This window comes from Acidisarcina polymorpha (assembly GCF_003330725.1).
Classification (GTDB): Bacteria; Acidobacteriota; Terriglobia; order Terriglobales; family Acidobacteriaceae; genus Acidisarcina; species Acidisarcina polymorpha.
On record NZ_CP030840.1, the window covers coordinates 3,221,293 to 3,233,016 of the forward strand.

General features: G+C 55.2%; 13 protein-coding genes and 1 pseudogene. 4 read left to right on the plus strand and 10 right to left on the minus strand.

The annotated features are described in order from the left end of the window. Positions 1–76: 76 nt before the first annotated feature. From ACPOL_RS13835 to ACPOL_RS13850, 4 genes are all read right to left on the minus strand, one after another. Positions 77–727 carry a TetR/AcrR family transcriptional regulator gene (locus ACPOL_RS13835; protein ID WP_114207572.1) on the minus strand — a complete coding sequence of 217 codons (651 nt, stop codon included), beginning with the start codon at positions 725–727 and terminating at the stop codon, positions 77–79. A 53-nt stretch (positions 728–780) separates the two neighbouring features. Then, on the minus strand, positions 781–1,770 hold the full coding sequence (locus ACPOL_RS13840; protein ID WP_236657465.1) for a zinc-dependent alcohol dehydrogenase family protein: 990 nt from the start codon (positions 1,768–1,770) through the stop codon (positions 781–783). Between the two features lie 305 nt (positions 1,771–2,075). After that, the gene (locus ACPOL_RS13845; protein WP_114207573.1) at positions 2,076–2,492 is read right to left on the minus strand and encodes a VOC family protein; all 417 of its coding nucleotides are present in this window, start codon (positions 2,490–2,492) and stop codon (positions 2,076–2,078) included. A 220-nt stretch (positions 2,493–2,712) separates the two neighbouring features. After that, positions 2,713–3,513: an SDR family NAD(P)-dependent oxidoreductase gene (locus ACPOL_RS13850; protein ID WP_114207574.1), complete on the minus strand. Its 801-nt coding sequence runs from the start codon at positions 3,511–3,513 to the stop codon at positions 2,713–2,715. An 82-nt stretch (positions 3,514–3,595) separates the two neighbouring features. Between ACPOL_RS13850 and ACPOL_RS13855 the strand changes: the two genes are divergently transcribed. Continuing rightward, complete coding sequence (locus ACPOL_RS13855) at positions 3,596–4,225, plus strand: TetR/AcrR family transcriptional regulator (protein WP_114207575.1); 630 nt, start codon at positions 3,596–3,598, stop codon at positions 4,223–4,225. Between the two features lie 121 nt (positions 4,226–4,346). After that, the gene (locus ACPOL_RS13860; protein ID WP_114207576.1) at positions 4,347–5,042 is read left to right on the plus strand and encodes a Crp/Fnr family transcriptional regulator; all 696 of its coding nucleotides are present in this window, start codon (positions 4,347–4,349) and stop codon (positions 5,040–5,042) included. A gap of 119 nt (positions 5,043–5,161) precedes the next feature. Here ACPOL_RS13860 and ACPOL_RS13865 read toward each other — a convergent pair whose 3' ends face one another. Further along, complete coding sequence (locus ACPOL_RS13865; protein WP_114207577.1) at positions 5,162–5,824, minus strand: TetR/AcrR family transcriptional regulator; 663 nt, start codon at positions 5,822–5,824, stop codon at positions 5,162–5,164. 200 nt (positions 5,825–6,024) lie between these two features. Between ACPOL_RS13865 and ACPOL_RS36255 the strand changes: the two genes are divergently transcribed. Then, on the plus strand, positions 6,025–6,402 hold the full coding sequence (locus ACPOL_RS36255) for a winged helix-turn-helix transcriptional regulator (protein ID WP_114207578.1): 378 nt from the start codon (positions 6,025–6,027) through the stop codon (positions 6,400–6,402). Between the two features lie 30 nt (positions 6,403–6,432). On the opposite strand, the gene ACPOL_RS36840 is transcribed toward ACPOL_RS36255, so the two are convergent. From ACPOL_RS36840 to ACPOL_RS13890, 4 genes and pseudogenes are all read right to left on the minus strand, one after another. Then, a complete protein-coding gene (locus tag ACPOL_RS36840) occupies positions 6,433–6,624 on the minus strand; it encodes a sensor histidine kinase (protein ID WP_114207579.1) in 192 nt (63 codons plus the stop codon). Next, a pseudogene (locus ACPOL_RS36260) lies at positions 6,600–7,640 on the minus strand (sensor histidine kinase); the annotation flags it as partial. The pseudogene ACPOL_RS36260 and the gene ACPOL_RS36840, both read right to left, overlap by 25 nt. 93 nt (positions 7,641–7,733) lie before the next feature. Beyond that, a complete protein-coding gene (locus tag ACPOL_RS13885; RefSeq protein ID WP_114207580.1) occupies positions 7,734–9,239 on the minus strand; it encodes a DUF7125 family protein in 1,506 nt (501 codons plus the stop codon). Then, positions 9,236–9,655: a hypothetical protein gene (locus ACPOL_RS13890; protein WP_114207581.1), complete on the minus strand. Its 420-nt coding sequence runs from the start codon at positions 9,653–9,655 to the stop codon at positions 9,236–9,238. The genes ACPOL_RS13885 and ACPOL_RS13890 overlap by 4 nt, the downstream gene beginning before the upstream one ends. A gap of 356 nt (positions 9,656–10,011) precedes the next feature. On the opposite strand from ACPOL_RS13890, the gene ACPOL_RS13895 reads away from it, so the two are divergent. Then, complete coding sequence (locus ACPOL_RS13895) at positions 10,012–10,692, plus strand: hypothetical protein (protein ID WP_114207582.1); 681 nt, start codon at positions 10,012–10,014, stop codon at positions 10,690–10,692. 1 nt (position 10,693) lies between these two features. Here the strand turns inward: ACPOL_RS13895 and ACPOL_RS13900 are convergent, their stop codons facing one another. Continuing rightward, entirely contained in the window at positions 10,694–11,719 is a 1,026-nt protein-coding gene (locus tag ACPOL_RS13900) for an alpha/beta fold hydrolase (protein ID WP_114207583.1), read from the minus strand. Between the last annotated feature and the right edge of the window lie 5 nt (positions 11,720–11,724).

Sequence of the window (11,724 nt, forward strand, 5' to 3'; positions counted from 1 at the left end):
ATCAAACCAAGCCGATTCCGACGGCGGAACTTCTGGCGGTAGATGAATCCAGTTCGCCCGTGCGCAGCCCCGTTGGTCAACTTTTCTTTATCCTCAAGGTCTTCGGTTTCGGGCCTAGTCGAAACGAGAGCGCGCCTCGAGTTGATTTCGGACTGCCAATGCCATACAGGACCGCACAGATCATCTCCTCTGCGTTCATCGCAGGAGGGCATGAACCAACCATATTTCTAAAGATGAGGGGGGCGTAGAGAAGATCGATGATGAAGTGTTTGTCAATCTTGGGATTGATCTCTCCACGCTTCGCAGCGCGATCCAGCAGTTCCCCAATCGCATCACGTCTCGGTCTAACGACCCTATCGCGAAAGAGCAGGGCGAATTGCGGATCATCTTGCGTTTCAGCAAGGAATTGACCGACGATTTTCCCTTCCGGCATAGCCGCTAGATCCAGGCTGTAGCGAAGCAAGGTCGTGAGATCCGTTCTTATGTCACCCGTATCCGAGACCGGTATGTTCCGAGCGAGGATGCTGCTACAGGCGTCCAGCGCGACATAGGCCTTGGTGGGCCACCACCTGTAAATGGTTACCTTCCCGACTCCGGCCTTGCCGGCGATGGCTTCGATGGTGATATCCCTAAGAGGCTTTTGCGTCAGCAGTTCAGCGGTCGCCGCCAGAATCGCCTCCTGCGATTCGCTGCTACGCTGGCGGCCTCGGGTTTTCTTTTCCGTCATAAATCATCGCTCCGCAAACCCGCTTAGCGCCGGCTCATCCTCATCAGGGACCTTTATACCGTGATGACTACCTTACCAACCTGGGAACTGGATTCAAGAAACCGGTAAGCGTCAGCCGACTGCTCAAGCGGAAACGTCTTTGCGATCTTTGGTACGAACCGACCGTCCTGCAGCCGTTCGCGAATATAGCTCTGTGCATGATCCAGCACGGCTTGTTTGCCCCGAACTTCCGTCATCGTGTAGCCGCGCAGGCTCAGTCCTTTTGAGACCCGTCGCGACGGGGTACACCGTGGGTTGTCCCGAGAGCCCGCCATAGAGAAAGATGGTTGCGCCGTAGGCCGCTGCCTCGGCAAGCTTTCGACATATGGGCCGCCAACGGGATCGAATATGACCCGGCTCCCCAAGCCACCGGTAATCTCGCGCACACGGGCGGGCAAATCTTCTTCTTCGGTTGCGATCACATGGTCTGCACCGAGTGCGAGAACTTCCTGTTGCTTCTCCGCAGTGCGGGTAGTGGCGATGGCCACAGCGCCTGCGTCTTTGGCAATCTGGATCGCTGCGAGACCCACGCTGCTGGAAGCAGCCGGAATCACAACGAAGTCGCCTGACGTGACACCCGCATCGTGAATGAGAGCGCCCCAGGCTGTAAGGTACGCAATCCAAATTGAGGCACCTTGTTCAGGCGAAAAACTGCCAGGGTATTCGGCAATCGCAGAAACTGGCACAATAGCCTCTTCGCCCAGCACACCATACTGCCCTTGTGAGAAGCCACCCATCGTGGACACTTGCCTGCCGATCAGTACGGGGTCTACACCCGGACCCACGGCTTCTACCTTACCCGCTGCCTCAAATCCGATGCGTGACGGCAAGCTTGGCTTGTCTCCGTAGTAGGACCCACGCATATACATCGCCTCGGCACGATTTAAGCCAGTCGCCTGCACACGCAGCTTGACCTCATCTTTGCCGGGCTGCTGAGAGGGGGCATCCTCCAGCTGTAATTTCTCCGGGCCACCGAACTCGTATAACCGAACTATTCTTGGCATGTTTCCTCCTTATGCGATTCATTTTCGGGCCGCAGAATGGTTATTTATACAAAACGGTACGTATCGTTTATAGCACAGAGATGCAGACGCAGATGAAAGGGCTCCGGCAGGGTGCTTGGCTCCTTCGCTCTTGCCATGCCGACGTGGGGCCACTGTCACCGCCGCTGATCAAGAATCAGAGCAGTCAGCTTGCATGCCCTCGTATTGTCAAATCCCTATGAACGCATCTCCCGCCAGTCAACTGTTTGGCGCGCCCTCATAGGTCCTCTGGAGGGGGAAACTTCCGCTAATGCGACTTCCCGAGATTAAACAACTTGAGAAGGCGCTTCTTGGAACACAATCGTGTATCCATCGGGATCTTCTACGCTGAAGATTTTGAGACCATACGGGGCCACCTTCGGAGATTGTGCCTGCAAACCTCTTTTCGTGAGTTCTTTATATGCCTGCTCCACATCCGAGCAGCCGACGTAGAACACAGCATCCCTTGGTGTCTTCTCTGAAGGCGTTGGTGGGCGCTCGTTCGAATCGTACTGCGTGTTCAGCATGATTTCGGCTTGTCCAAATCGAAGCCACATCCAGTGAGAAAACCTGCCCTCCGCGGTTTCGACCTCAGGGGAGGCCGAGACGACAGTAAATCCTAAAGTATCCCGGTAGAAAGAGAGCGACCGGGGCATGTCAAACACACCGATCAACGGCGTCAGACTCAACGGTGAGAAGCTCATCGGACTAGACCCTCAGGTTTTATGCATGAACAGCGTAGGTGAAGCATAAGCCTTTTCGGCGCTTTCAGAGAAGGCTTCTCGACATCTGTGCGTATAACTCCTGCTAAACGCATTGGCCAGGCGAGCTGCTCCAGAATCGGGCATGGCAGATGCAAAGTTCCGCTATTCAGACCTCACGGTAGCTGGCAAAAGGCTGCCAATCGCGGCAGCCCCTTTCACCTTAGTTGGTTGTCGGCATCATGCCGCCATCTACGCGTAAGTTGGCACCTGTGATGAAGTCGGCCAGCGGACTTGATAAAAAAGCCACCATGTTCGCAATGTCCATCGGCGAGCCGATCCTGCCGGCAGGCAAACGGGTTTGCTGCACATAGAACTGCTCGAACATGTCGAAGTTGTACTCCTGTCCCTGCGAGGTCATCATCTCCCGCGCCCCAGCTTCCATCCCCGGTGTTCGGATGGGCCCCGGGCTCACTGTGTTTGCAGTCACGCCGGTCCCGCCGAGTTCTTTTGCCAAAGAAACCGCTTGGGCGATGTTGGCAGCCTTCGTTGTGCCGTAATTAGCCACAGGGGGACCCGGCATCGGGCCAAGGAAGCTGCCCAGCATCACGACCCGACCCCACTTACGCTCCACCATCGAGGGAACAAGTTGCGTGACCAGCCGTACGACCGAGCCCACGTTCGCGTTGTACAGATCAAGCCACTCAGCTGCAGTCGATAGCAGCCATGGCTTCATCGGAAATGTCCCTGCGTTGTTGATGAGGATGTCGATACCGCCAAAGGCCGACAAGGAGACCTTCACGACCTCGGCCGTCTCCTCATCGCTTCCAAGATCGCCGATGGCTGCCATGGCCGCTCCTCCACTCGCAGTGATTTCCTGCACTACGCGATCCGCTTCCGCCTTTCGCCTGCCATGAACAACAACCTGCACACCTTCCCCTGCAAGAGTCTTCGCGATCTGTTCCCCAATTCCACTTGTGCTCCCGGTGACCAAAGCACGCTTCCCGTTCAGTTCTAGATCCATCACTGCCTCCATTCCGTAATGAGCACTATGGAAAGTATGCTTGGGTTGCGGAGTCTGGTCAAGGGATTCCATAATAGTTGCTATGGAAACACTCGATCCTCCCGCAGCGAAACGTCTAGGTCGACCGCTCTCGTTTGATCGTGACAAGGCGCTGCATGCGGCCTTGTTGCAGTTCTGGCGGACAGGGTATGAGACCACAAGCGTCGCTGAGCTCACCCACGTCATGGGCATTACCGCGCCGAGCCTGTACACCGCCTTCGGAGACAAGGAATCTCTCTTCCTCGAATGCCTGGAAAAATATGCGAACCCAGGACCGAAGACAACTCCCGAGCTGATTGCGGAGGCTCGCTCCGCTCGGCAGGCTGCGCAGCAGCTTCTTGAGCTTTCCGCGCGCTGGTTCACTCAACGGGACGCCCCTGCCGGGTGTCTGGTCGCAAGCGGTGCGTCCAGCGGGTCGGTCAATTCACAGCGCGTTCGAGCAGCCCTGAAGAATATCCGCGACGCCAATCGCAAGGCTCTTCAAAAAAGGGCAGAACGGGACATCCGCGAGGGGCGCCTGCCCAGAACGGCAAACGCGCAGGCCCTCGCCTCCATGACGATGGCTATCGTTCAAGGCATGTCGACGTTGGCAAGGGACGGGGTTGGTCAAAAGGCTTTAATGGACTTGGCGCGAACTGCAATGAATGCGTGGCCAACGGATGAGTCCTCATAAACGGCATTCGGTCTAAGTTTCGTTGGGATCATATGGGTGCCTGGTGGGTCCCGGACTCCTCGGAGAGCCCAATTGACGAGGTCAGATTCTTACCGAAAAATAGTGTTGAAGGAATCTACGTATGCGGGGAGGAGGACATCACAACGAGAACGCAGCGGCGTTTGACGCGGAAGCCTATCTTGCCAGTGTTGGTATTGGCCGTCGAGTCGTTCAACTCAAGAGGAAGCGGGTCTTTTTTTCGCAGGGGGATCCGGCAGATGCTGTGTTCTATATTCGGAAGGGTTCCGCGAAGCTGACGGTTGTTTCGAAGGCCGGTAAAGAAGCAACGATTACGCTGTTGAATGCTGGCGACTTCGTTGGGGAAGAGGCCATCACGGCAGTGCTCGGTCGTCGTCTTGCGACTGCAACGGCAACCACCAACTGTATCGCTCTACGGATTCAGCGTGACGAAATGATCCGCGTTATGCATGAGCAGCACGATTTTTCAGACCTCTTCGTAGCATTTCTGTTGGCACGAAGTATGCGGACCCAGGCCGATCTTGTAGATCAACTCTTCAATTCAAGCGAGAAACGACTGGCGCGAATTCTGCTTTTGATGGCAGAGGTTGGAAGACCTGGGGAACCGGAGATGTTGATCCCTCGGATTTCTCAGGAGACACTCGCGAACTTGATAGGAACAACGCGCTCTCGGGTCAGCTTCTTCATGAACCGCTTTCGGAAGCTGGGCTTCATCACTTACAACGGTCGCATTCATGTGAACAAGTCGCTCCTGAACGTGGTCCTACACGACCACATATCGGGGACCAAATGCCATTAGCGCACCAATCATGGATGCTGCAGAAGAACGGTCTAAGGGTGCCCGCCGGCCCCTCTCTTCAGCGACCTCTAGCGACCGGCACACGAAATAACTCGAATCCGCCTCATTCGGTACAGGCATCAGTCTCGGAGCAGGTAACCGTTGAGAAAGAGATCGATCGTAGCGTCAGCCATGACCCTCGCTTCCGTGGCGGAACCTTTTTTACCAAGGGTCATCCAGGTGCGATGGAAAGAGGAACCCGCGATCATATTGCAAAATAGGAAGCCGGCCGTGACTGGATCGGTGATGCGAAGCTTCTTCTTCACCATCCACCCCTCTAGGAAGCGACCAACGATGCGCGCCGACGCTTGCGGACCCCGTACATACCAAATTTCGGCGGCTTCAGGAAACCGAGCGGCTTCCGAGAAGATCAACCTGTTGAAAAGTTGATGTTGTGGGTCAAACATGGCATCGGTAAAGCCGTACGCAAACGTTCGCAGGCCGTCGATCAACGACAGGCCAGCGGTATCGATGGACTCCAACTCAATCTGGACTTTATCGCATAGATCGGACACAACAGCGATGAAGAGGCCACGTTTGCCGCCGAATTGGCGGTAGATGTGCGTTGTCGAGCCTCCCGCAACAGCGATGATCTCTTCGACGCTGACGTTTTGGTAACCCTTCTGTAGAAAAAGGGTTGTGGCCGCCCGCAGCACCTCGACAGTTCGCAGTTCGCCGCGGCTCTTCACTACGCTTTTAGGGCGACCCGCTGAACGTTCCTCCGAAACAACTTTGCGCGCCATCCAAGTGGGGTCCTCCTCATAAGTTGAACTCAACTCGACCCGGATGTGATAATGTAACTGACGTTACTGTTTCGTGAAGAACTCAAGAACGCCCTCCAATAGCTCCAAGGGGCACTAAGCACCGTGCAACGGACACACCCCCCGCGCAGCTCGCCACTCCCGCAGCTCCGAAGAGGGGCGAGAAATGACCGGCACGTTCTATGGAGAGAAATACTAAACTCGTCGAAACCTCTTGCGCGGAACAGATTTTATTAGGCATTGAATTGCTCCAAGGAAAATGGACGATCCACATCCTTTGCGCAATGCGCGCTCGATCGGTACGCCTAAGCGAATTGAGGCGAGAGATTCCAACCGCGTCCAAGAAGGCTCTCACTTCCAGCTTGCGTTCTCTACAGGCGGCCCATGTCGTCATTCGAAGAGATCTGAGTAGTAACGTCCTCCATGTTGAGTATGAACTCGTTGATTCCATGCGGGCACCTCTTGGCACATTGCTAGATCTGCTCGCTGAATGGGGTGGAGCGTACACCTCACAAGACTCAGCACAGAAGCTCTTGTCAACAGAGACGCCGGAATCGTAGAAGAGCTGAATCCCTAGGTCAAGTTTTGCTCTAAGTGGTTGCATGGGTAGATTGAACCTGCGACCTCTGTTTATGAGATAGATTTTTCGGCAATCCGAAATCTGCTTGATGGGGTAGAACCGGCAAAACCAGTGAAAATGTTGTTCCTTGCGGACCTCTTGTGAGGGAACGCATACTGATGGAGCCGCCATGCTTTTCGAGGATCTGTTTGCAGACCCACAGTCCAAGCCATTTCCCGTAGAACCTTTGGTTGTGAAAAACGGTTGAAAGATCTTATGTCGTACCGCCGCATCGATACCTTGACCATCGTCGGCGATAGTTATGCGGATGCGTAAACTACCGTCTAAGGGATTTCGCGATGAGGAAGCCCGAACCGATAACCTACCGCCCTCGCCAACTGCATCCAGACTGTTGAGCATTAGGTTCGAAATCACTTGCCGTAATTCGCCAAAAACTGCGGTGATTGGAAGGAGATCGTCGCACTGTCTATCCACCACGACCTGCGTAGACACCAACTTTGCTTGCAGAAGGTCGATGACGGAATCCAGCAGTGTGGCAGCGAGAAAAGTGGTGGGTTCGGATGACTCACGATAGAAGCCTAACGTCTGGCGCGTTATGTGTGCGATACGTTTCAACTCCGCATCCGCCATCTTTAAATACCGATGGACTGGCGCCGGTGTGTCGTCGATCGTTTGCGCCAAGAATAATAGGTTCATTACAGCGGCGAGAGGGTTGTTGATCTCATGAGCGAGAACGGCAGCCATGCGTCCAGCCGACGCTAGTTTCTCGCTGACTATCAGGGCCTCTTCGGTTTTCTTTCCCAGAATGATGGCCGCCTGCAGTTGTACGTTCAAAAGCTCCCCTGCTTCCGTTAGCTCATGCTGACGAACTGAGCCCAGGAGTAACGCCTGATTCATGGCGATCGCATCATCGTGCAAGCTTGCCGCTTCGGTCACCTGGACCATAATGCCGAGATGGCTGTGGTCCCGCCCGAGCAGCGGCCACATCGCGTAGGACCAGTAGAGCGGATGAGTACCCTGCTCCTGCCCGATATGACTATCAGCCAACCCTGTCTCGGCAACCCGGTCCATCAGTATGGCGCATTCGTTTGTGCTAGGAGTAAGGCCGCAAAAAGCAGTCCCGACCAGTTCATCCTTTGATTTGCCGGTGAGCAGACAAAAAGCCAGGTTGACGTAGCGGAGGGTGTGTAAGGGACCGCTCAACGCGGCCATGGCCATTGCCGAAGCGTCGGCAAGGGCGCAGCAGAGCGTCGGTAGGTCCACTTCATGCTCGGCATTGTCGATCTGTTCGGTTGCCAACTTAGCTCCGTGTCAAATCTTCTTGTTGAGTAGCAGCTCTTCCGAGCGCAAGACCGAAACCGGTTGTGGGATTCCAGTGATGAGGTCAACATAGTTCTTCAAGCGATCCCCAATGACGATGCCGTCGGTGGTGATCTGATACTTTCGGATTTCCCGGCTGTGGGCGGTTCTGCGCATCTTCACCACCATCATGATCTGGCAGAGTTCACCATCGATCTCTACATAACGCATTCTGATGATGTCGTCGGTGAGGAACGAGATCGAATAGCTGCTGAAGGACAGCTCGGTAAAGGTCTCCGGCATCTCCAGGGTGCTCAGGATCGTTATGCCGATAGCGGTAAGGGCGAAGATCATGCGGTAGAGCGATTCGCGGAAGTCGGTGCGGAAGGAGGGCGCCAGGGCCATCTCGAAGCCGGCCAGGGAATCGATCACCAAACGCTTTGCGCCTGTCCTCTTCACGGCGTCAAGAATCTCCTGCATCATCTCATCCACCGACAAATCCAGAGGCCGGAGGTAAATGACTTCCAGGCTTCCTTTGGTAAGCGGCGTCTGGAGGTCAAGTCCAAATTCAGCGGCGCGTGCGGTGTATTCGTTCGGTCGCTCCTCAAAGACCGCGGCTATGCCCGGTTCGCCCGCGCGTATGCCCGCAGCAAGGAATTGCGTCGCCATCAGCGATTTGCCAGTTCCAGAGGAACCAGCGATCAGCAGGCTGTCCCCCTCCGGAACGCCTCCGCCCATCATCTCGTCCAGTGCCGGTATACCCAGGGAAAGACGCCTTACGGTGCTATATGTCTTTCTCTGGCCAACCAGGCCAAGAGTTCGCGAAAAGGCCTGCAGACCGGCTTCCGTGATACGGAAGGTGTGCAGCCCCGGAACAGAAGCCTGTCCGCGCAACTTCATGACCTGCATCTTGCGAACGACGGAGTTCCGGTCCACTTGCTGGAAGAGCCAGAACAGACCGTCAGCGACGGTGAAGACGGGATTGTCGCGCACCTCCGACTCGGAATACTCGCCAATCAGGAACGTGGTCGCCTCCCAACTGGTGAGCAGAAGCGCCAATTGCTGCACGAACGTTTGGACAGCCATATTCTTGCCTTCGTGCATCTCGCTGCGTAGCACGGTACGGAAGGAGTCCACCACAACGATGCTCGGGTTGGCGGCTTCCACCTGTTTAGAAACCTCTTCCAGTACGCCCTCTAGCCCGCGCTCGACGAGCTCCTGACTCAAGTTCACGAAGCGCACAGCATTGTTAAGCTTGGCTGCGTCAAAGAAGGAGAATTGCTGCTGATATCGCAACATCTTCAGCGCCGGTTCCCCGAGCACGGTGAAGTAAAGCGCAGGCCGCTCGACGGTGGCATTGGCGAAGATGAACTGGTGAGCCAGGGTGGTCTTGCCGCATCCAGGTGCGCCGGCGATGATGTTGAACGAAAACTCAGGCAACCCGCCGCCGAGTATCTCATCGAGCCCAGGTACTCCTGTCGGCAACTGGTTGATCTTGACCCTATTTGGTTCATTCATTTTGATTCATCCTTTTCAACCTTCACTTCGGAGTCGGGCAGGTCTAGCCACACATCATTCACCAGCCGGAGGGTGAGAGACTCGCCGATAAATGTAATCATCAGCCCAATCAAATGCGCAATGAGCACGGAACCCGATTGCTCCGCTTCGCCATTCTGACTCTCCAGCGAACCGTCCGCGTTGACTTGCCACGCGCCGAGCGCTGGAGACTCCTGCTTTGCAAGGGTCAGTGCGCGCGCCAGGAGCGAACGGAACCCCGCTGCCCCAGCCAGCGTGGTTAGAGAACGCCGAAGCTTGTTGCACACGCGAGATACCGCATGAGTGCCCGCATTCAACGTCTCTGCCTCCGCAAGTTCATAAGCTAGAAGCCGTTCGGCGAGTTCGCGTGTTGTAGAAGTATCTGCGCTTCGCATCATCTGTTTTGGACGTCCGGGCCGTCACCCTCCTACCGAGCTTACGCTGTTGCCAACGTACTGATTGGCCAAAGGAGAACGCCTCTATCTGAAAGCTTCTATTTGTTCTTCAAAGGCGAGATCGGCAACTTCCGCCGCCGCTTTTGTGCGATGACCCTGGAAGTAGACGAACACTGACTGCGAAAGCTAGCTGGTCAATAATGCTCGCCTTTCAGCAAACAATCCAATTAGCATTCCCAACAGGGACACATAGGGACCGGATGAAGAGTGAAGGAAGTCTCATCCCTAATGCAACCCGCGAAACCTCAGATAGTGGTTACGATCCTCATCAAACTGGGCTTCGCGTGCAAGGAGAACCGATGAATCCTCCACCACGAATTAGTGAATGGGCCCGCAAGCTGATTGCTTCCGAGATTGATCATGATTCGAACGCCGCACAGACCGAGCTTGCAACACTTCGGGTCTATGAGCGACTTCGCCTCCGGTTCAGAGCCCCGGTGGGAGTGGACGCATTTCAGGCTCTAGCTTCTCGTGCCTTGTCTGTGGCCAAGTCGCAGTTTCCAAGCCTCGGTGCCGTGTGTGTCGCCTCCAATGGCGACTTGCGTGTTCTGGACGAGATTGAAGCGCCGCCAAGACTAGGTGAGGACGGCGAGGTCGGAGTCATTCTAATTTCACAGATGCTTAGACTATTCATATCCCTCCTTGGAGAGCCCGCAACGGTCCGCTTAATAGAAGATGCGCCTCTTAGGATTGAACCCCAGGCGGACCCGGAGACGACAGGAACAAACATCTCGAAGACGGGTACGAACTACTTAGGGCCCTTCAAAGATATTTCTTTAGAGGCTGACCAGTTAAGGCAGGTGAGCGAACGTCTTGAAACACTGACAGACACACACACCGGTATCGACGAGCTAATGAGCGTGGCTGGAAACATCCGTAGCATTGCCTCGGTTTTGGACGTATTTACACTCATCCGAAGCAAAGCTGGCGGCTCACAAGATAGCGTACTTGTTCCACCAACGAACGGCTATCTTAATTGAGCTACGTCGCCTCAGATCGCAGACTGCTCAATGGCTGACTACTCTCGAGAAGATCCCGAACGTAGGTGTTCCATACTTCGGCTTTGGCCAATGTCTTGTGACCGACTGCGCGTGCACCAGCATCGATTAAAACGGCGGATCCCCGTCGAACCCTTTGCATTGTTGCACCGAGATCTGAGAATCCCGAAGCGTTGATCAGGTCATCGGCGAAGTTCACGGCTAGCAGCGGAGCGACGATCTTTTCCAGATCTTCATACGGATCGTAATCGCTGGAAGCAAGAAATTCCCAGACCGCATCGCGTGAGTGTTGCGATTCGTTGGCCTTCTTGGCGACATCCGCCAAGTGCTGGTCTGCCGCCGCCGGGGTTAATAGATTGTGTGCAAGTTCGGCTTGGCCCGAGGTCATCAGCGTGAAAACGTTCCACGCCATCCCGATGCCTTTAGACGATGGATTGGCCGCAACATCATTATAAGAAGGATCGTTCTCAATCAACGCAAGCATCAATCGGCGAAAGAGCAGATTCATTCCGCGAATGCTGCTTGGAAGGCATGCTATAGGCATCAGCGCGTCCATCATGTGCGGAAACGCTATACCCCACATCCAGGTGTTCATTCCGCCCATGCTAGTCCCGAGCACTAACCGCAAATGATGTATACCAAGCAACTCGTTCACGACAAGATGCTGGGCTCGAACGATGTCGGCGTATCCATAATGTGGAAACACTTCCTGCGCGTCGCTAGGCTTACTGGAGTTTCCATGCCCGATCGCATCCGGCAGGACGATAAAGAACTGACTAATATCAAGGGGCTGTCCTGCTCGAAACAGAAAGTCGGCAGTGTCGGCCTCAAGGAACTGTGCGCCGCTACCGGTCGTTCCATGGAGAAGGAGAACGGCGTTGTTCCGCGCCGCGTTGAGCGAGCCGAGGGTCCGGCAGTGCAACCTCACCGTCTTCGATTCCCCACTCTCAAAGTGGAATTGAGGTACTTCCATCTCATGCGCTTGCGCGCATTGCTTCCAGTCAGTCATCGAGC